The organism is Wolbachia endosymbiont (group B) of Schoenobius gigantella, assembly GCF_964031005.1.
Lineage (GTDB): Bacteria > Pseudomonadota > Alphaproteobacteria > Rickettsiales > Anaplasmataceae > Wolbachia > Wolbachia pipientis.
This window is the reverse complement of the sequence record NZ_OZ035002.1, coordinates 950,849-972,203: the sequence shown is the minus strand read 5'-3', so window position 1 is coordinate 972,203 and position 21,355 is coordinate 950,849. Positions and strand designations below refer to the sequence as shown.

Genomic DNA, 21,355 nt, shown 5'->3' with positions numbered 1-21,355 from the left:
TTTCAATTTAACATAACCTAATATATCATTAACCGGTGCTCCTTGCTATAAAATTTTTCATTCAATAACCTTCAAGGATAATTCACGTAAATGCTTATCCTCCACCTTGGAAGGAGCACCCATTAGAACATCTTCACCTTGCTGGTTCATAGGAAAACAGATTACTTCACGAATATTTGGCTCATCAGCAAGCAGCATAACTATTCTATCAACTCCTGGTGCTATTCCACCATGAGGAGGAACACCAAATCTGAATGCACGTACAAGTGCACCGAATCTTGTATCAACTTCTCCCCGGCTATAACCTGCAATGGCAAAAGCTTTATACATGATATCCAGTTTGTTATTACGAATCGCCCCACTTGACAGTTCTATTCCATTGCAAACAAGATCATATTGGTAAGCAAGGATATCCAGTGGATTTTTGTCCTCTAAATCTTTCAGACCACCGTGTGGCATGGAGAATGGGTTATGAAAGAAATCGATTTTTTTACTTTTATCGTCATATACAAAATATGGAAAATCAATGATCCAACAAAACTTGAAGATATTATCATCTATAAGACTGAGTTCTGACCCTAAAAGAGTGCGTACTTTTCCTGCAATGTTTGCCGCCTCATTCTCTTTGTCAGAAGCAAAAAATACACTATCTCCTGGCTCTATGTTTGTTGCTTCTCTTATGTGGTTTAGCCTATTTTCATCAAGAAATTTAGCAATTGGGCCTTTCGCAGTTCCATCTTTATCAAACGTTATATATCCGAGACCCTTAGCACCGAATTCTTTTTGCGCATGTTCTATCTTTTTATCAAAGAAGCTGCGTGGTTCCTCTGCTGTTTTAGGTGCAGGGATGGCTCTCACTACCATACCACGCTCAATATTGCTTTTGAAAATATTGAACCCTGAATCACGAAAAATTTCTGTAACATCGCTGATTAATAGTGGATTACGCAAATCTGGCTTGTCAGAACCATACTTAAGCATTGCCTCTTTGTATGTAATGCGTGGAAAATCTTTATCGACAGACTTGCGAGAAAATTTAGCAAACACTCTATATAAGGTAGACTCAATAATCTGAAAGATGTCTTCTTGAGTTACAAAAGACATTTCAAGATCTAGCTGATAAAACTCTCCCGGAGAACGGTCAGCCCTTGCGTCTTCATCACGAAAACACGGTGCAATTTGGAAATATTTATCAAACCCTGAAACCATGAGCAACTGTTTGAAAATCTGCGGAGCTTGTGGCAATGCATAGAACTTGCCAGGATTTAGCCTGCTTGGCACTAGGTAGTCGCGTGCTCCTTCAGGAGAGGAAGCAGTGAGTATTGGAGTTTGAATCTCTAAAAATCCTCGCTCTATCATGAGCTTGCGGAGCTCTGCAATAATTTGTGAGCGCAAAATAATATTGTTGCGGACTTTTTCACGTCTTAAGTCAAGAAATCGATATTTAAATCTCATGTTTTCTGGGTATTCTTGCTCGCCGGTAATGCTTGCCAATATACTTCTTTCTTCTTTTGCTATTTCTTCATCAAAGTGGAACTCAACTTCCGACTCAACGCGCAAATTGTTGACTATCACCTCGATTTCTCCGGTAGAAATAGAGCTGTTTACCGTATCTTCAGTTCTAGCTTCAACTATTCCTGTAACAGTAATTACACTCTCCAATTTTAAATTTGATATCTCATCAAAAAAGTCTTTGTCATTATTAAATACTAGCTGAGTGATTCCGTAGAAGTCTCTTAAATCAACAAAAATTAGGTTACCATGGTCGCGCTTACGATATAACCATCCAGAAAGGGTAACTTCCTTTTCTACATCATTCTTTCTTAATTCTTCACACGTGTGAGTCTTGTAGCAGTTCATATTTGTTTCACTTCTAAATTCTTTAAAAAGTATAGAAATAAACCTTACCACATACAAGCCCATTCGTCAGATATTTGTCCAGTTTACGAAATAGAGCAGTATTACTTTTATACTGTCTTTACTCACACAAAAATTGCACAATTTCTATAATTATGGTATAATATAATGTGGCGTAAGCTGAGTACAGAAAATGTCTTTCGGACAAATTATTATATATAGTATAGCATTACTTGCTATAGTCAAAGTATTTCTCTTTTTGAGAAAAATATACAAAAATCGCATTAGAAAAATCATATTTCCTAGAAAAGTTTTTAAAGAAGAGTGGGAAGAAGACAGAAAATTCAATGAATTATATCAAAAAAATAAGCAAAAAGAGTTGATGAAACAACAGGAAATACTGCGTGAGAAGCAAAAAGATGTGCAAGTTTATAAAGAAGATCCAGAAATAGTTGACATAGCAAAACCGGTAGGTAAATGGACAAAGATGGTTATGATGGGTAATGGTTTAATGCAGCGTTTTGCACAATTGATACATAGAGAAGGCGGACAGAAAGGATTTTGGGAGCTGTTTGTAAAATCTCAGGCTTCAACTCAAGTTAAACATAAGGGAAAGGGCAGATAATCCATGCTTGAATGTGAAAATTTATCCTGCACTCGTAATAATAAGGTACTATTTAAGAATCTCAGTTTTAAAGCTGAGCTAAAATCAAAGATTCTAATCACTGGTCCAAATGGTAGTGGTAAAACCAGCTTAATTAGAAGTTTATCTGGACTTTTACCGCCGGTATCAGGCAATATAAGGCACTGCGGAAAAGATATATATGATGATCCAAAATCCTATATATCTTCTATGGTCTATATAGGCCATAAGAATGCCTGTAAAGATAGCTTAACTGTTGCTCAAAACGTAGAATTCTGGGCAGGAATACGAAATACTAGAGAATTGATTGTGGCAGCTATTTGTTGCTTGCAGTTGCAACCTGTACTTAATATTAGATATGGCGAACTTTCTGCAGGCTGGAAAAGGAGAGTTGCGCTTGCTCGTCTCTTGATTTCTAATGCAAACGTTTGGCTGATAGATGAACCATTTTGTAATCTTGATAGTGCAACGTGTGAATTAGTGCTGAACCTAATCTCAATACGCTCTGAGCAAAATGGTATAGTAATTATTACAGGGCATAGCTCTACAGAGCAATTGTGTGATTTTACAACGATTGATATACGTAATTTCAATAGACTTCTTGTATAGTTTTTGGCAACAACCGCTAGAAATAAAAAACTTGCTTGACAAACTCCGCCAGCCCCCTTATCATAAACACTGAAGCTATTTATTTATCTTCTCTGTACAGATTAAATGACAAAAAAACTCACGTATCTGGCGTCTCATGTTTAATTTTTTGCACTATGTGCACCTTATGTCTTTATCAAACTTCTACCTACATAAGCTGAAACGCGCTTATAAAGCGTTTAAAACATAAAAAAACGCCAACTTAAAAAATGGATAGTGAATAACTAGCTACCCTAGGGTTTCTTTTGCCTTTTTTTCTGTTTAGTAAATTTCTTAAACATTTATAGCTAAGGTTAGTTGCATTTAAAAGCAGCTGAGTCGCGGTTATTAAGCGTTTAGAATAAAAAAACGCCATACTTGAAAGTATAATGTAAGTAATTAGCCAACTACGGGGCTTCTTTTGCCTTTTTTTCTGTTTAGTAAATTTCTTAAATATTTATAGCTAAACGACAACCGTCATCCCGCTGCTTGTTAGCGGGATCTAGAGATACCGCGAATGAATCGCGGTATGACGGTTAATTATTCTGCGGCGGTATGACGTAGAGCTCGCGTTAGCTATACTTTTATACTCACCAACTCAGTATCCAATCTGGATCCAAGTAGTCAGCTACTTGGATGACAACCTGTTGAGGCTGCGCTTACACATTCCACTTTCTATGCTCACCAAACAAATTTGCTTACTCGCAGCAAAATTTTCTGGATCCAAGTAGTCAGCTACTCGGATGACATCTTTGTGTTTGAGGCAAAACCAGCTATAACATTTCTTCGCAAACAAATGTTCGTACAGTTGTGCGCGTGATGCTGGAATCTAGACAACAATTAGATCCTATTGTCAAGCAATAAGCTACATGTGCTATTTATTTAGTAGATTAAATATGAAGTTTAAAACTCTGCTATTGACTTCCTGTAGAACTAGTGAAAACCAAACTTGCTTAAAACCACTTAATTAGTTATAGTTATAAGTTTAGGTACAGTAAAATGACAGCTTTTGTCCCCTTGATTATTTTTTTAATCTTGTATCTTGGAAGTGGTGCTTATTTTTCTTTTATCGGAACTGATAATCCACTTCATCAGGTTTCACCAGTAATCTGCTTATTACCAGCACTATTTTTTGCTGTCTCACGTGGTACAAATAAAATTCAGCATAACATCGATACTGTTATCAAGGGCATGGGTGACAAAAACACCCTTACTATGTGTTTAATTTTTTTATTTTCTGGAGCATTTTCTGCGGTGACTCAATCAATCGGTAGCGCAGACACTGTTGCTAATTTAATTCTTAATTTCCTTCCAGCAAGATTACTGCTGCCTGGAGTATTTTTGGCTTCTGCTTTTATTTCAACTGCAATTGGCACATCTATGGGAGTTGTTGCGCTGATGGTACCTATAGCTGTTAATCTGGCAAAAAGTGGAGCTTTTGGTCTCGAAATAGGAACTGCAACTGTAGTAGGTGGTGCCGTGTTTGGCGATAACCTTTCGATGATATCTGATACCACCATTGCATCTGTTTCTTCACAGGAAGCTTCAGCAAAAGATAAACTTAAAATGAACTCTAAAGTTGCACTTATTGCCAGCATTATAACACTCATCTACCTAGCAGTTGCCTCAAATAGTACAAAAATTATTTCTATATCAAATTTAGATTATTATTCTATAATAAAAATTATTCCTTACATTTCTTTAATAATCATGGGGCTGCTTGAAGTCGCCACTTTAGTAACAATAACTATAAACATAATTATTGCTGGTGTGCTAGGAATAACTTTTTTTGACTATGCTATCATTCAATTTCCTCATGACGTGTATGACGGTTTCAAAAAAGTAAACGAAATAGTGATATTTGCTCTATTTATCGGTGGATTGAGCCATATAATGTACAAGCAAGGTCAAAAAGCGTTGCATAAACTCATCGATGAAAGCAATATCACAAAAACTAAAGCTGAATTTGTGATAGCAGGAATTGCGTCTATGTTTACTACCTTAGTTGCCAATAATACCATTGCTATTTTACTAAGTGGTGGCATTGCAAAAAGGCTTGCACAAAAACACAGTATTGCGCCACATCGCAGCGCATACTTATTAGATGTTTTTGCTTGTGCTACAAAAGGTATCTTACCTTATGGTTCCCAACTATTGCTAGCAGGTAGCATCGCCTCTGTATCACCTATTTCTTTATTAACACAGGTATATTATTGCTTTATTCTAGCGGCAGTTACAATAGGCGAAATAATCATCAACAGCAGAAAAGAGAAACATTGTGCGGCTGCAACTTAGAGTTTCTCTTTTTTTACCCATAAGGAACGGAATTACTTGACACCCTTCGCCAACCCCCTTATCATGAAACTGAAGCTATTTATTTATCTTCGCAATCTGTGCAGGTTAATGACAAAAAACTTAGGGTATTTGGCGTCTCATGTTTAATTTTTCGCACTACGTGCATCGCATGTCTTTAAAAATTTCTGGGTTTTTACCTATATAAGCCGAAACGCGCTTACAAAGCGTTTAAGACAGCAAAAAACGTCAAATTGACAAGGGAGAATTTGAATGCTAGCTACTACGGGGTTTCTTTGCCTTTTTTCCTGCTTAGTAAATTTCTTAAACACTTGCGGTGTAGGTTAGTTGCAAGTTAAAAGCAGCTAAATCGCTCTTAATCAAGCGTTTTAGAATAAAAAAAACGCCGATATTTTAGTACATAGTAAATAGCCAACCACCATGGGGCTTCTTTTGCCTTTTTTTTCATTTGGTAAATTTCTTAAACATTTATAGTTGCAATTTAAGAGCCCGTAAAGGGTGTCATTCCAGTGCCCCTGTGATGTATTCCAGTGCTTGACACTGGAATACAGTTTTCCATATAATCTCATCGAAAATGTTGTAACCACTTTCCATGCTAGTTTGCTTGTTCACAAGCAAACTTTTCTGGATCCCAGTGTCTGGGCACTGGGATGACAAGAGAAGGTACTAGCCTGACACCCTGACAACCGTCATCCCGCTGCTTGTTAGCGGGATCTATGCTAATGCCCTTTTATTCTTTCAATTATGTTATTTCCATTTAAATCTGTCTGTTCCGCAACTTCAGTGAATACAGTTGAATACTCCCTAAAACTGATCGTCATAACTTTACCCTACTTTGAATAATATTTTGATCATTACATATTGTAACAAAAAAAAATCAACTCATTTCTTCTAACGGCTCTATATTAAAGATAGAAAGTCCAGAAGCAATGACGTGTGCTAAGGCTTGGACAAGTTGCAGCGGTGAGATCTTTCTTATATTTTTAATTGTGTAATCTTCTGTGTTTGTAAATGTTTTTTCTATACCCCACTGCAGTAATAAGTACTTTACGTTCTGAATGATTTATGATGTAAATTATACGGTAGTTGCTAACCCTTATCCTATATTGCCCTCTAAAGCTATGACATAAAGGCTTTCCTAGATTAAAAGGATCAACTGTAAGGCGTTTCTTTATGGCCTCCTGAACCATTAATTTAATCTTTGCCGGAAGAGCTGGAATTTCTTTTTCAATAACATTTTTTAAGAATTTTATAGTGTAAGTTTTATTTCCAGATGTTTTCATCATCCTCTACTTCTTCTTCACCTTCAGAGAGGCGATCGTCAGCTATTTTGGATAGCTCTACATCTTCTTCGAACTCTTCTTCCACTAAATCTACTAAAACTTCAGGAATAGTTTTATTTTGAGTCTCTGCCATTTCTGTAAGATACTGAGCCAATTTACTGTCAAAACTTACATTAACATTGAGCTTTTTTTGACTGTGAGCCATATATTAACCAGAAAATACTACTATAAACTATAACATTTTTACTTAATTTTGTCAACTTCTCTATTCGTTGAAAAAACAATCTTGCATAAAAAAATCAACTCATCTCTTCCAAAGGCTCTATATTGAAGATAGAAAGTCCAGAAGCGATGACGTGTGCTAAGGCCTGCACGAGAAACATTCTTGCAGCGGTGAGGTTTAAGTTGTCTTCCAGTATGAAACGCATGTTTAAATCACTCTTGCCATACCCCCATAAAACGTGAAACGCTTCTGCAACTTCAAGTAAGTAGAAAGTAATTCTGTGTGGCTCACAAAGCCTTGCTGCAATTTCTACCACATCTGGCCACTTTGCTAAGGTTTTTATGAGGAAGAGCTCTCCACCTGTCCTTAAAAGTGAAGGATCTGCTGTTGGGAGCTCTTTTGGAGCATTACGCATTAACGAATGAGCACGAGCATGCGCATATTGCACGTAAAAAATAGGGTTGTCTTTTGACTGTTCTTTAACTTTAGCAAAATCAAAGTCCAAGACCATATCATTCTTGCGTGTTAGCATTATAAAACGAGTTATGTCCCTGCCAACTTCTTCCACTACATCTCTTGCTGTTAGGAAGTTTCCTGATCTTTTGGACATCTTAACAGGTTTGCCGTTCTCGAAAAAATTCACAATATTATGCAGTTTTACCTCTATTTTTGCTTGATCATCACTGAGCGCAGAGACGACTGCTTTGAGTCTTTTGACATAACCGCCGTGGTCACTACCAAGCTCTACGATCATATTGTTAAAACCACGCGATATCTTATCAAAATGGTAAGCGATATCCGAGGCAAAATAAGTCCAACTGCCGTCCTCTTTCTTCAATGCACGGTCAACGTCATCACCAAATTTTGTAGAGCGAAATAGCATCTCTTTTCTGGAAGTCCAATTTTCGCTTTCTTTGCCTTTTGGTTTCTCCAGGTACCCTTCATACACTAGACCCTTGTCAGACAATATCTTTATACTCTCTTCAATTTTGCCACTTTTTTGTAGCTCATACTCTGAAGTAAAAACATCATGATTTACTCCAAGTAAGTTCATGTCTTCCTTTATGATTTCTAAGATAGAACTTAAAGTATAGTCTCTAATCACTTGATTATCTTGCTTTTCTAGAAGCTCTGCGCCATATTTTTTGGCCAGCCCAGTCCCTATTGGTTTTAAATATTCACCTGGGTATAAACCTTTTTCGATGCTGATTTTTTCTCCCAGAGCTTCCTTATACCGCAAATATACTGACCGAATTAGCGTATCTATCTGCGCTCCAGCATCATTAATATAGTATTCCTTAGTAACTTTATAACCAACTTTTTTCAATAAATTTGCCAGAACGTCACCAAATACTGCCCCTCTTGCATGACCAATATGCAGTGGACCAGTTGGATTTGCAGATACAAATTCAACATTAATGGCCTGATTGTTCCCTATATCTAGGGTGCCAAACTCTGTTTTTAGCTCATTTATTTGTTTTAAAATTCCATGCCACACTTCTATTTTTAAGTGCATGTTGATGAAACCAGAGCCTGCTATTTCCACTTTTGCAACTTCATCAAAAAGTTCAAATTCTTTGGCTAAAACCTCTGCAATTTCAATGGGATTCTTCTTTTCATGCTTTGCAAGCACCATAGCAACATTTGTGTAAATGTCTCCATGGACTCTATTGCTTGGAGGCTCTATGATAAAGTTTGCTGCACTTGTGCTTATAACACCCCTTTGTTTCAACTCATTCAATTTACTAAAGATTAGAGAGGAAATCTGCTTAAAAATGTTCATTCACTATATTGCTATAAAATCTATAGCAGTATAGTGAATAAGTGGGACTAGTTGAAGGTTTATCTTAACTATTTTATCTTCCTGGATCAGAGTTTATATTAAGTCGTTGCCGTAACCATGGTAAGAGAAAGCCATACCTTCGCTGTAACCATCATTACCAGCATCAGGCTCTTCAACATCATCAGTTACTACCTGATCTTCAGTTGTGATTTTATCCTTGATCGTCTCGTCTACACCCTCATCACTATAAGAAAATTTGTTAGTATATGAATAGCGATTATTGATTTTATCACTATAGTTATGTTTTAACATAGAGACCTCCTATACAGTCAAAATTGGAATTACATTAAGATAGAACAAGCTATGAATATAACGTGAATGAAAGAAACTACAGATCACGAAATTTCCGGATAACTATGGAACCATTATAAAATAATAAAATTAAAAATTTAATAATTTTAATTATAAATCTAGCATATCAACTAACGGTATGATTTAAATTTTCTTTCAATTCCACTGTATCTTCGCCAGTTTTGCATACAGCCCGTCTTTACTCATTAGAAAGTCATGAGTTCCTACTTCTTCTACTTTTCCATGATTAATTACTATAATCTTGTCAGTCTTGAGTGCGGTTGATAGCCTGTGTGTAATTACGATTGTTGTTCTGTTTTGCATTAACTTGCTCAATGCTTTTTGCACGAGGTTCTCACTTTTGTAATCAAGGGCAGAGGTTGCTTCATCCAGTATTAAAACCTGAGGATTGTTGAGTATGGCCCTTGCTATTACAATACGTTGTTTTTGTCCTTCAGAAAGTTTTAATCCTCTTTTTCCTACAAATGTATCAAATTTATCAGGCAGCTTATCAATAAATTCCATCGCATAAGCGCTGATGGCTGCTTGCTTCACTTCCTCATATTCGGCACCTGGTTTGCCATATAGTATATTTTCCATTATTGAGCAAGAAAATATCATGTGATCTTGTGGCACTAAGCCAAACAACGATCTGAGGTCATTTAGCGCAATTGACTTAATATTGTGCCCATCGATAGTAATGCTACCTTTGTTTGGATCATGAAAACGGAGCAGAAGCTTTAAAATGGTGCTTTTACCACTGCCAGATGGTCCAACAATTGATACTGCTTGACCTGCCTCTATAGAAAATGATACGTTATCTAATGCTGGCTTATCAGCATAAAAAAATGTTACACCATTAAACGAAATTCCTTTTTGAACACTATAAATTTTTATAGGATCATCGGCATCTACTATAGAGCTTTTCATATTTTTAAATTCAAATAAACGCTCTACTATTCCAAGACCTCGTTGTAAATCACTGATATTATCGCTCAAATTATTTATAGCTCCTGCCGCAAGCGCTGAATAAAACACAAATGAGGAGAGTTCTCCAATAGTTATATTATTGCTTAAGACTTCTTTAATACCAAAAAAGAGCAAAACAACTAGTGAACCTATCACACACGTGATAACTAGAGTTACTAGAATAGCACGCAAGAGTACTAATTTTACGTATGATTTTGATACTGAGTTTAAATACTCCTTAAAACGGGTTTTTTCATTTTCTTCGAGTACAAACGATTTGATAGTCACTATAGATCTAAAATTTTCCTCACTAAATGACGCAAGCTCACTTAATTTATCCTGGGCAAAGCGTGCATAGCTACGCACTTTTTTTCCAAGTGAGGTCATGATAATGAGTAGTATAGGTATTATTGCGGCTGCATACGCAGTTAGTTGTATATTTGTATATAATAACATAGCAACACTGCCAATCAGAATCACAAAATTTCGTAATATGGTTAGTAAGCTGCTGTTTATTATTGATTGCAGCACAGAGGTATCAGTAATTAACGCTGAGATAACATCTTGTACGCCTGTGTTCTCAAAGAAACTTGGTTGCAAGTTAGTGATACTGCTATATAAGTCATATCTGATTCTTGCGATAACTTTCTCGCTGCCAATGCCAATGAAATATAACCGAGTAAATGCAGTGAGAGAAATGGCTAAAACTATAAGTATTGCAACTAATAGTTTGGTAGTAAAATCGTGCTCTGTGCCAGAATCAATTATATTGCTTAAGCCTCTGCCAAAGAGGAGGATCGTTAAGGCTGAAAATAAAACTGCAATAAAAGCTATGACAAAATAGGATAGATTAGGCTTTATATAGTAAAATAACTGCCTAATATTAGATCGCATCTTATTTTAAAGTTTCTAAAGTTAAGTATATAGATTTTAGTTTCAGGGGAAAGGGGAAAGGTGTAGTATGAAGCAATTTAGGTTCTGCAGCTGTTGTGATTTTAGTCCACCAAGAAAGGGTAGTAGCTCGCAGAAACAAAAAACTTACTTGACAAACTCCGCCAGCCCCCTTATCATAAAATTGAAGCTATTGTATTTGCTTTCGCCAATCTGCAGATTAAAAGGTAAGGATTACTTAATGTATCGGCGTCTTATGTTTAATTTTTTGCAGTACATAGATACTGTATGTCTTTACAAAACTTCATCTACATCTAGATTTTTATCTAAATAAGCTGAACGCGCTTATAAAGCGTTACAAGACATCAAAAAATGCCAATACTCGACAGAGATAGTAAAAGACTAGCTAACTCGGGGATTCTTTGTCTTTTTTTCTGCTTAGTAAACTTCTTAAACATTTGCAGCGTAAGTTAGTTGCAATTAAAAGCAGCTTAATCTTGCTTGTCAAGCGTTTAAAACATAAAAAACGCCAATATTTTAAAGCGGATAATAACCCCAGGGCTTCTTTTGCCTTTTTTTTTATTTGGTAAATTTCTTAACGTTTGTAGCTAAACGACAACCGTCATCCCGCTACGTGTTAGCGGCTAAGAGATACCGCGGCGGTATGACGGTTTGCGGCGGCATGACCTCGTCATTCCCCTACGTGTTAGCGGGATCTAGAGATACCGTAACGGTATGACGGTTCGCGCGGTGGCATGACCTCGTCATCCCGCTACTTGTTAGCGGGATCTATGTTAAGGTATGACGGTTAAGTAAGGGATCTATGTTAAGAGATACCGCGGCGGTATGACGGTTCGTGGCGGCGTGACGATAAGCTCGTCATCCCGCTACGTGTTAGCGGGATCTCTTGTTAGCGCCGCGGCGGTATGACGGTTCGTGGCAGCGTGACGATAACCTCGTCATCCCGCTACGTGTTAGCGCCGCGGCGGTATAGCTATACTTAAAAATATGGTTGAATAGTTGTTAATAATAGTGTATAATTATTAATCTTTTCTCAGTATTTTTACTATGGCTCTTTCTAAATTTCTCGATCCAAAGTTAGATTTAACATTTAAGAAAATCTTTGGCACTGAAAAAAATAAGAATATTCTTATCCATTTTTTAAACGATATTTTAGGATGTACTGAAGTCAACACTATACAAGAAGTAGAATTCTTAAGCACCATTATGGACCCTGAAATTGCTTCTGATAAACAAAGCATTGTTGATGTTCTTTGCAGAGATTCTAGTGGGAACAGGTATATAATTAAGATGGTGCGACCTGAAAGCCTTCGGTCATATTGTTTAAAAGGAGAGGAATTCATTCAGAAAGAAACTGAAAGGATTCTAAAGCTTATTGAACCAGATGTTTTGCCATCTGAGTCTACGCATCAGTGCGAATTGGGTAACCAGTTGGTGCCGAGCGACGCGGACAATGAACCTCCTCTTGATAAAGAAGATGCTCAATCGTAAGAGAAAGCATAAACTACAAGCATCATGTGGTTGGAGGGCTAGGCTTAGTGGTATGGTGAACGTAAGTGAAGCTTCATAAGTATCGTAACGATTAAAGAGCTAAAGATGCTGATAAGCTCCGACCAAAAGGTAATGTGGATGAGTTACATTTTTCATTTCTGGATGTACGCAAATAATAATTCCACCGGTATAGAGAAGCCACCTAACCCACTATTGTATGACAAAAGGAACAGGATAAGCCTGTATTTTCGCCTATATGGCAGGCAACCCGCAAGGAATGCTGATGGATGTGCAGGTAAAGGATAATGGAGAAAGCGAATGCCATTTTGTAACGAAATGGATAGAATTTGTAACATTAATTCGCGTGAAAACGAGCAGACTTCCATTTGGTCCCTCATGACAAGAAACTTTGTTAACCACTTAAGGTAGGAAAGCAGATGATTACAAGTACAACTGTAAGTGCACCTACCAATAACTCCGAAGCATGGAACCAGTTACCCTGGAAGAAATGCCAAAAAGTTGTTATGAGGCTACAGAGGCGTATTGTTAAGGCTGTCCAACAAGGCAGATGGGGTAAGGTGAAAACTTTACAACACCTTCTCACACGCTCTTTTAGCGGCAAAGCTTTGGCGGTTAAGAGAGTAACTGAAAACCAAGGAAAAAACACAGCAGGTGTAGATCGTCAAATATGGTCAACTTGCAACACAAAATTTCAAGGAATAAAGCTATTAAAACAAAGAGGATACAAACCTTCTCCGCTAAAACGGATATACATCAGTAAGTCTAATGGCAAAAGAAGACCTCTTGGAATCCCTACGATAAAAGATAGAGCCATGCAAGCATTATACTTGTTTGCTTTGGAACCGATAGCTGAAACGATCAGTGATCGTCACTCTTATGGTTTTAGACCAAAAAGATCCTGCGCAGACGCTACTGTGGCTTGTCACTTGTTACTGGCAAGCCGTAACCAACTACAATGGATACTCGAAGGTGATATTAAAGGGTGTTTTGATAACATTAACCATGAATGGCTCATGAAGCATATTCCTATGGAGAAGAAAATTCTTCATAGCTGGTTAAAAGCTGGCTTCCTAGAATCAAAAACTCTGTATTCCACAACTGCAGGTACCCCACAAGGTAGTATCATCTCTCCAATACTAGCAAATCTAGCCCTAAATGGACTTGAAAAATCATTGGAAAGTCAATTTGGTAAACTTGGCAGTAAAAGAAGAAGCAAAATCAGAAGTGGAGTAAATGTAATCAGGTACGCAGATGACTTTATCATTTCAGGAATCACACGCGAAGTACTGGAAAATGAAGTAAAACCTCTAGTATCGTCCTTTCTTCAGGAGAGAGGTCTTATCCTTTCCGAAGAGAAAACAAAAATTACATCTATTACAACAGGGTTTGACTTTCTTGGTTGTAATGTACGCAGGTATAATAAGAAGTTAATTATAAAACCTTCAAAAGAAAGTATTAAGAAACTTCTTAATAAAGCACGTACATTGATAAAGGCAAACATAGCGAACACTCAGGCCGTACTAATCAAGTTGCTCAATTCCCTATTAAGGGGATGGGGAAATTACTACAGCCATGTGTGTGCGAAAAGAGCTTTTAACAAAATAGACCATGAAATTATGTGTGCTCTATGGAAATGGGCAAAGAAAAGACATCCTCGTAAAGGATTACGTTGGATAAAGAATCGTTACTTCAAGGTAATGAAACAACGCCAATGGGTCTTTGCTGCACCCATATGCAAGAACAAACCGAAAGAGATAAGGTATTTAAGACTGCTTAGGTTGATTGATATACCTATCAGACGACATGTTAAAATCAGGGCGGATGCAAATCCACTTGACTTAAAATGGAAAAAGTATTTTGATGAAAGAGTGAAACAAACAAAAATTTTAGCAAGCTCTTTCTCAAGAGAAGGTTCTCTACTGTTGGTGTCACCATTAAGAATGATGTTTTCTGAGGAATCATGAAGGACAAGCCGGTTCGAGAAAAGAAGGACTTAGATAAGGGGCTCAAGCGTAGTGTGGGGAAACCTGCATGCTGCGTTTCTAAGGGAGGGAGTAGTAGCAATACTACTTCCTTACCTAACCAGGTCGCTAAAACTAAAGGCTTTGAAAAACGTGCCCAATACTATGCAGCTAAAGCGTATTCAAGACAAGCCGATAAAGGTGATCAATACCAAGACCTTAAGGAAATTATCTTCATTGCTATAGCAGATTGTATCCTGTTTCCGGACAAGTCTGAGTATAAATCAAAGCATACTATTCGGGATGAAGATACTAATGAACACGATCTAAAAGATTTTTACTTCATATTTATTGAATTGCCAAAATTTCCAAAAACCAAAGAGGATCAGCTTTCAAATATAGTTGAAAAATGGATCTACTTCTTTAAATATGCAGATGAGACTAGTGAAGAAGAGCTGGAAAAAATAATAGGTAGTGATGTAATAATTAAAAAGGCCTATGAAGAACTAAATAGATTTAACTGGTCAGAAAAAGAATTTATTGCCTATGAACAGGAAATAAAACGTATTCTTGATGAACAGGCTGTCCTCGCTCAAAAACTTGATGATGCTACTGAAAAAGGTAGAGAAGAAGGCATCCTTATCGGACATGAAAAAGGCAGAAAAGCAGAGAAAATTGAGGTCGCAAAGAATCTACTAAAAGCAGGTGTTTCTATTGATATTATAGCTCAAACTACTGGTCTTACAGCTAATGAAATTAAAGACTTAAGCTGATTCTATCTTTGGATGTTTAGATGAACATCTTTGTACTAGATGCAAACCCAGAGATTGCGGCAAAAATGTTATGTGATAAGCATATAGTAAAAATGCCATTAGAAACTGCTCAGTTATTAAGTAATGTTTTTTCAATAGCATTAAAAGCGCCAAATCCTTTTGTTAGTGTCATAGATCAGGATATAGAACTTCCATATAAACTCACTCAGCAATCATCCTTGTTCTTTGTGGGCTAGGCAATCGAAAGGAAACTTTTGTTGGTTGATAGAGTATGGAAAAGAATTGTGTAAAGAGTATACACAGCGATACAAAAGGAAGCATAAATCAGAGGAAGTAATAAATTGGTGTGATAGTAATAAGGATTTACTCATTTTTCGATCAACTGATATGCAAGCTTTTATACAAGCACTGCCGGATCAGTATAAATGCAGCAGTGCTGTGGAAGCTTATAGGAGATATTATCTCAAGGAAAAGATGAGATTTGCTAAGTGGGAAAATGGCAGAGAAGCACCAGATTGGATAATCTGCTACACAACACCACAGCTAATACAGCTCATAAATAGAGAAGCCATCCAAATCGGACATGAAAAAGGCAGAGCCGAAGGCAGAAAAGCAGAGAAAATCGAAGTTGCAAAGAATTCACTTAAGGCCGGTGTCTCTATAGATGTTATAGCTAAAATGATCGGCCTTTCTATTGATTACATTAAGGACATTCAAGAAGAAAAGTTTTAGCCATAACGTTTTTTTTATTAAGTCCTCTATTCTAGTAATTTTTATGTTGCAATCCATTCTAATGTATGTACAATGCCTTTTTTATATAAATACTTAATAGGAGGGGTTAATGCCAACACAGAAAGAGCTTCGGGCTACGATGTCCAAAAAATTACAGGAAGCTATTAAACATCCAGATCCAACAGTTGCTGCCGGGAGGAAGTCAGCTATCAAGAGATGGGTGGGAGTCCTTCAAGATAACTTTATGGAGCACATAAAATACTTTAAGGGTGATAAGTTGAAGTTTTTGCACAATGTATTCCAAGATGAAGGTTGCTGGTCAGGTGTAAGGTTGGATAATGCTGCTTTAGGTCAAAGGTTTACTGAAGAAAAAATAGGTGGAATAGATAATCCACTTCGCAAATATGAGATGGCTTGTAGTTACTGTGTGGTAGATAAAATTCATCCACTCTTTCAAAAAAGATTTGAATCTTATAGGAACAATTTTCCTCCTGGTGCATTTGATGGTAAAACTGAAACTGAAATTGGCAAATACGTACGAAACTCGTTACTAGATAGCATAAAGAGGAAAGGTCCTGTGTTTGATTTCTGGATCGATAGAGAATCTGGGGGATTAAAGCAACCAAGTAATGCGTCAGAAGGTTTTGACAGTGCTGTAAAACTTGAATGGAGCGAAGGAGTAGAGTATTTTTATAATCATTTAAAAGAAGAAGATAAGGAAAAGAAACTTACAGAAGCTATTATTGCTCTGTCTCGTCCTCAATCTGTTGAGAAAGACGCTCCTATTTTAGATTTTTGTGTAAGGAATATAGCTGACAAAGATACTCTTTTACAGAAATTATTGCAGAAGGATAGAGGGGTATATTTCCTTTTTAGTAGGTTAATACGTTCATGTTTTTTTGATACGGTTCATGATTTGGTACAGTATTGGTGTTATAAAGGCGTTTCAGCAGGAGGAGACCATTCAGACAAAATATTCTCACAGCGAGAGTATGAACTTCTTCTTTCATCACTCTCAGATGTAATGTTGAAAAATTCTGAGTCAAGTGTTCAAGCTAGATCTGTTATTATGAAGATTTGGGGATGTGATCACTTTTATAAACACAAGAAGGCTGCCGTTAATACTTCTAATTATACAGTTCATGTAAGTGGTATGCTTGCAGGATTAATAGTCAATTGGAAGCGAGAAGATAGTCATGAGTCTGATAGGGAAAAAGAAATAGAGAAAAAAGAAATATTAGATATAATGTCATTTGCCAAGGATTGCTTTCCTGAAAAGTTTGAACTTTTTAAAGAAGTCATGATAGAAAACCTTAGATTATGTGGTAGAGAAGGTAAAAGAGTAAATGTAGATTACGGTCTGTTTGCAGAAGAGTTATTCTCTGAGTTAGAGAAAACAACTCTACCTCTTGGTCCTGTAGGTGATGGTCCTTGGAATAATTTACGGTCACGATCTAAAGCTCATGGTAGTAAGGAAACAACTTTGCCAGTTGATGATGGTCCGCAGTCTGAGCTTGGAACTCCTAGTGTAAGTGGTGTTTCTTCTTATAAGAAAAAAAGCGTCTTTACGCTTAGTGGTAACAAGTAATCCACTTATGAACTCTTGGTGTTTCTGGTCGTAGTAAATAAGGGGTATTTTGTATGAGTAATGGTGATGGACTTATTAGGAGTTTGGTGGATGGAGATCTTGAAAGATTCAGACAAGGATTTGAATCTTTTTTAGATCAATGTCCATCTTTCTTGTATCATGTAAGTGTAGGTCGTTTCCTTCCTGTATTCTTTTTTAGTATGTTTGCTACTGCACATGATGCTAATATCTTAAATGCAAATGAGAGAATGTATTTTCGTTTTGATAATCATAGTATTGATACACGTGGTAGAAATAGAAATACAGGAAATCTGAAAGTTGTTATTTTAACTCATAATCGTGACGGACAGCAAGTTATCAGATGTTACAGTATTTCTGATCGTCCTAATAGTGATGGGTTAAGGTTCAGTACAAGGGAGAGAAATGCTCTACTGCAAGAGATTAGACGGCAAAATCCGAATTTAAGGGCAGAAGACCTAAATTTTGAGCAATATAAAGTATGCATGCATGGAAAGGGCAAGAGTCAGGGAGAAGCAATTGCAACAGTATTCGAGGTGATTCGTGAAAAAGATCTTAGAGGTAGAGATAAATTTGGCAAATATTCAGCATCTGAAATCAATCTTATTAGACGGCTCTTAAGAGATCACAGATTAACAATTAAGGAAATAGAAAGAAGACAACTCAATCGAAATCAGCTCACACGACTTGGTGAGTTGGTCAATTTTGTGCAAGTTGCACCAGGTCAACAAAGAATTGACGGTTTTATAGAAATGCTGGCGAGTAACGAAGAACTAGATGTAAGAGATAGAATGTACGAAGAAATTGTCCCATACATAGCTCGCATCTATCATAATTATAGGCAGGAACTGGAATATAATATTGAAAACCGCAATCAAAAATTTGAGAGTCACGGGTTTTTATTAGGTTTCTTAGCAAATTTTAGTCATCGCTACACAATAGGCATCGATCTTGACTTATCTCCTAGAAACTCACATGTTGCATTTCTTGTACGTCACCAAGCAGAAAGAGAAAATATTCCTATTGTTATTAATCTTGCTATATTTGACACACCGTCAGATGTTGCATTAAACTGTGCCATAGGCTACGCTGGAAGGTTACACAATTCTTCATTGATACCTATCCATACTGAATCAAGAAATACTGTCTGTGTTGGATTAAATTTTAATTTAAATCTAGATCCTTTTAGTGTTGATACGGTAGGGCTTCAACAGGATAGATTTCCTTTAGTACAAAGATTATTTGAGTGTTTGGAGAATGAAGGAATTAGAGAAAATATTAGAGATTTCTTACTTTACCATCTTCCTAATGAAATACCAAGAAATGCAGAGAATTATAATAGAATATTTGATTGCATAACTGGGTTCGCTTTTGGGAGTAGTGCTTTTGATCACGAGCAGGTGTTAATACAAAACAATAGACTGCAAGTAACAAAACACATATTTAGATATGATGATGGGGGTCATGCTTTAACCATGGTTTTTCATGCTGAAGGTTCTGATATAGTTATACTTCATATTAGAGCTCACGATGCACAACAACAAGGAGCAATCAATTTAGAAAATCTTAATATTAATGGAAATAATGTTCATGTATGGGAAGTTTCATGCACACTTAATGACCAATTTGAGCTAGATATTGATCAACCAAATGACCTTGGTTGATATCACGATTACCAAAATAATAATGCAAATAATTTTCTTGATGGTGATCTTGCACAAGTACCTAATGCTGAAAATGTACATGGTATTTCAGAAAGGGTTATGAATGATGGCTGGCAAGATGTAGGTCATCATGGAGAGCTGTTTCAAGAGATCTCTGGAATATTGATGCCACTTAGGGACGCAATAAATGTTAATAGTGAGGATAAGTTTCGTTCTATACTACATGGTACATTTTATGCTAGTGATAATCCTTATAAAGTGCTTGCTATGTATAAAGTTGGTCAAACATATAGTTTGAAAAGGGGTCAGGAAGAAGAAGGAGAAAGGGCAATACTCACAAGAATTACAGAACAGAGATTAGACCTTTTATTATTAAGGCAACCTACAGCAGATACTCATCCAATTGGATATATATTAAGATTTGCTGGTAATGCAGAAGAAATAATACAAAAGGAGAATAACGCAAAAGATCAAATAAAAGAACTTATAAACAAGCAAAGAGGATATGTGCCTATTACTTCTGGAAATGAGGTGGTTTTACTTCCTCTTATATTTAATGCAGGTGCAGAGAGAGTAGAAGGTCTTATATCTATTCCAGAAGGAATAGGAAGAGAAGAGTATGTACATAGACTTGATCGTGGTGGTCGTGACTCAAGACCAGGAGTATTAGTGGGACCTGAAAGTGTTATTGATGAAAATCCACCAGAGGGTCTATTATCAGATCAGACTCGTGAAAATTTCAGGCGCTTTTACACGGAAAGAAAACCAGGACAGAACTCGATTTTTTTGCTTGATATAGATGATAATCTGCACGTTCCATTTAGTTACTTGCAAGGTACTAGAGCACAGGTAATAGAAACATTAAAGTCAAGAATAAGGAGAGGTGATAATTCCATTCCTACAGCACAAGAGATAAGAAGACAAATAAGAGATATTCTTAGAAATCAAGGGATAGAAGTAAATGATCTACTTACGCTAGAATTTGCGACGAGAAATGGACATTATGATTACTGGCTTCAACAAATTGATATAGCTCACGCTGGAAGATTGCGATATCAGCTTCGTACTGAAGGTAATCACACTTTTGAAGTAGCTAATTTGGCAAGGAATGACGGTAACGAGCACATTGTTAGAGTATTAAATCAATTTAGGGAAAATGAAAAACAACAGCGTTTAACTTTAATCATTACTTTAAATAATACTCATTGGGTTACACTAGTGATTGAACGTCAAAATGGGAACTATGTTGGGTACTATGCTGATTCAACTGCTACTGCTGTTCCAGGTGGTATTACTGATATCATTCAAAATAACTTAGGAAATAATATCAGGATTAATAATGTTTCTGTTAGTCAGCAAACAGATGGTTGGAATTGTGGTTTATGGGCATTAGAAAATGCTAGTGATATTAATCGAGTTCTAAACGAAAATCCTGTTGGGCAAGTGCAGAATATCATAAATATAATACGCGATTTTCTTGGAAGAGGCCACCCAAACAGAGATAGAAATTACTTTCAGAACATAAGAGTGGGCATTTCGCAATTATTCAGGAATAATCCGGGATTTCAAGATGTGCAATTGCAAGCATACATTCAAAATAGAGAACAAATTGATCCATTACTACGTACTTATCTAGAATTAGGATATCACAGAGTGGGAGGAGGGTGTGGACCAGTAGAAGCACCTATATCGCTTGGTGTTAGTGATTCCAGTAATTTTGGTGACCTGCCACAGTCAAGCTTAGAAAGTCCTGAAGCTAGTCGTGTTTCTGACCTTAGCCAAGGTAAAGGCGGTAGGTAGAGGTAATCGGTAGATGAAAGGAGTGTAACAAAAACCTTATGCATCAAGTAAAGATTGTGAGCAAATTTAAAGAAGTTAAGGTGGGTAACCTGTTTTTTTCTACTTGCAGCAATGTTTCAAAAAGTATATGTGTCGAGTTGGGTAAAGTTGAAGGAGGTTCTTAAATGAGCAACTATTAATTTGGTAGTGTATAACATTAATAAATTTAAACGATGCAACCATTTCCAGCAACCAAAACCAGCCAGCGTGAGAACAATTTTTTTTTGGAATGGGTAGGTCTTGCAGCACACTACCCCTAGATTTTTCACTTTTTCATATAGCTTGAACAAACTTTTTCTAACTCATT

Annotated in this window: 15 protein-coding genes and 3 pseudogenes; 12 read left to right on the top strand and 6 right to left on the bottom strand. The window is 36.6% G+C overall.

All coding sequences use genetic code 11. The features are described 5' to 3' along the window. Positions 1-57: 57 nt before the first annotated feature. Positions 58-1,860, bottom strand: coding sequence for an aspartate--tRNA ligase (gene aspS, locus ACQH2O_RS04480; RefSeq protein ID WP_038198726.1), 1,803 nt, complete (start codon positions 1,858-1,860; stop codon positions 58-60). A 190-nt stretch (positions 1,861-2,050) separates the two neighbouring features. Here aspS and ACQH2O_RS04475 point away from each other — a divergent pair, with 190 nt between their 5' ends. The 3 genes from ACQH2O_RS04475 to ACQH2O_RS04465 all read left to right on the top strand — a co-directional run bounded on the left by ACQH2O_RS04475 (position 2,051) and on the right by ACQH2O_RS04465 (position 5,422). Further along, on the top strand, positions 2,051-2,482 hold the full coding sequence (locus ACQH2O_RS04475; RefSeq protein WP_425385085.1) for a hypothetical protein: 432 nt from the start codon (positions 2,051-2,053) through the stop codon (positions 2,480-2,482). Positions 2,483-2,485: 3 nt separating this feature from the next. Continuing rightward, the gene (gene ccmA, locus ACQH2O_RS04470; RefSeq protein ID WP_007548816.1) at positions 2,486-3,109 is read left to right on the top strand and encodes a heme ABC exporter ATP-binding protein CcmA; all 624 of its coding nucleotides are present in this window, start codon (positions 2,486-2,488) and stop codon (positions 3,107-3,109) included. A gap of 1,017 nt (positions 3,110-4,126) precedes the next feature. After that, the gene (locus ACQH2O_RS04465; RefSeq protein WP_006280467.1) at positions 4,127-5,422 is read left to right on the top strand and encodes a Na+/H+ antiporter NhaC family protein; all 1,296 of its coding nucleotides are present in this window, start codon (positions 4,127-4,129) and stop codon (positions 5,420-5,422) included. Positions 5,423-6,423: 1,001 nt separating this feature from the next. On the opposite strand, the gene ACQH2O_RS04460 is transcribed toward ACQH2O_RS04465, so the two are convergent. The 5 genes from ACQH2O_RS04460 to ACQH2O_RS04440 all read right to left on the bottom strand — a co-directional run bounded on the left by ACQH2O_RS04460 (position 6,424) and on the right by ACQH2O_RS04440 (position 10,943). Then, positions 6,424-6,723: a type II toxin-antitoxin system RelE family toxin gene (locus ACQH2O_RS04460; protein WP_010962566.1), complete on the bottom strand. Its 300-nt coding sequence runs from the start codon at positions 6,721-6,723 to the stop codon at positions 6,424-6,426. Next, positions 6,704-6,928, bottom strand: coding sequence for a hypothetical protein (locus ACQH2O_RS04455; protein WP_010962565.1), 225 nt, complete (start codon positions 6,926-6,928; stop codon positions 6,704-6,706). The genes ACQH2O_RS04460 and ACQH2O_RS04455 overlap by 20 nt, the downstream gene beginning before the upstream one ends. A gap of 94 nt (positions 6,929-7,022) precedes the next feature. Further along, positions 7,023-8,729, bottom strand: a complete 1,707-nt coding sequence (gene argS / locus ACQH2O_RS04450) for an arginine--tRNA ligase (RefSeq protein ID WP_010962564.1) — start codon at positions 8,727-8,729, stop codon at positions 7,023-7,025. Between the two features lie 93 nt (positions 8,730-8,822). Continuing rightward, the gene (locus ACQH2O_RS04445; RefSeq protein ID WP_010962563.1) at positions 8,823-9,041 is read right to left on the bottom strand and encodes a hypothetical protein; all 219 of its coding nucleotides are present in this window, start codon (positions 9,039-9,041) and stop codon (positions 8,823-8,825) included. A gap of 195 nt (positions 9,042-9,236) precedes the next feature. Further along, the gene (locus ACQH2O_RS04440) at positions 9,237-10,943 is read right to left on the bottom strand and encodes an ABC transporter ATP-binding protein (protein ID WP_010962562.1); all 1,707 of its coding nucleotides are present in this window, start codon (positions 10,941-10,943) and stop codon (positions 9,237-9,239) included. Between the two features lie 1,065 nt (positions 10,944-12,008). Between ACQH2O_RS04440 and ACQH2O_RS04435 the strand changes: the two are divergent. The 9 genes and pseudogenes from ACQH2O_RS04435 to ACQH2O_RS04395 form a co-directional block, all read left to right on the top strand. Continuing rightward, positions 12,009-12,254, top strand: a pseudogene (locus tag ACQH2O_RS04435) (PD-(D/E)XK nuclease family transposase); the annotation flags it as partial. A 454-nt stretch (positions 12,255-12,708) separates the two neighbouring features. Continuing rightward, positions 12,709-12,852, top strand: a complete 144-nt coding sequence (locus tag ACQH2O_RS04430) for a hypothetical protein (RefSeq protein ID WP_173862902.1) — start codon at positions 12,709-12,711, stop codon at positions 12,850-12,852. 37 nt (positions 12,853-12,889) lie between these two features. Then, positions 12,890-14,437: a group II intron reverse transcriptase/maturase gene (gene ltrA / locus ACQH2O_RS04425; protein ID WP_425385084.1), complete on the top strand. Its 1,548-nt coding sequence runs from the start codon at positions 12,890-12,892 to the stop codon at positions 14,435-14,437. Then, the gene (locus ACQH2O_RS04420; protein ID WP_341810150.1) at positions 14,434-15,207 is read left to right on the top strand and encodes an Rpn family recombination-promoting nuclease/putative transposase; all 774 of its coding nucleotides are present in this window, start codon (positions 14,434-14,436) and stop codon (positions 15,205-15,207) included. The genes ltrA and ACQH2O_RS04420 overlap by 4 nt, the downstream gene beginning before the upstream one ends. 20 nt (positions 15,208-15,227) lie before the next feature. Next, positions 15,228-15,732: pseudogene (locus ACQH2O_RS04415) on the top strand (pyrimidine dimer DNA glycosylase/endonuclease V); the annotation flags it as partial. A gap of 36 nt (positions 15,733-15,768) precedes the next feature. After that, positions 15,769-15,939, top strand: a pseudogene (locus ACQH2O_RS04410) (pyrimidine dimer DNA glycosylase/endonuclease V); the annotation flags it as partial. 109 nt (positions 15,940-16,048) lie between these two features. Further along, positions 16,049-17,527 carry a cytoplasmic incompatibility factor CifA gene (locus tag ACQH2O_RS04405; RefSeq protein WP_425385083.1) on the top strand — a complete coding sequence of 493 codons (1,479 nt, stop codon included), beginning with the start codon at positions 16,049-16,051 and terminating at the stop codon, positions 17,525-17,527. Between the two features lie 53 nt (positions 17,528-17,580). Then, complete coding sequence (locus tag ACQH2O_RS04400; protein WP_425385082.1) at positions 17,581-19,209, top strand: hypothetical protein; 1,629 nt, start codon at positions 17,581-17,583, stop codon at positions 19,207-19,209. Positions 19,210-19,308: 99 nt separating this feature from the next. Continuing rightward, positions 19,309-21,009, top strand: a complete 1,701-nt coding sequence (locus ACQH2O_RS04395) for a hypothetical protein (RefSeq protein WP_425384995.1) — start codon at positions 19,309-19,311, stop codon at positions 21,007-21,009. The last annotated feature ends 346 nt before the right edge of the window (positions 21,010-21,355 follow it).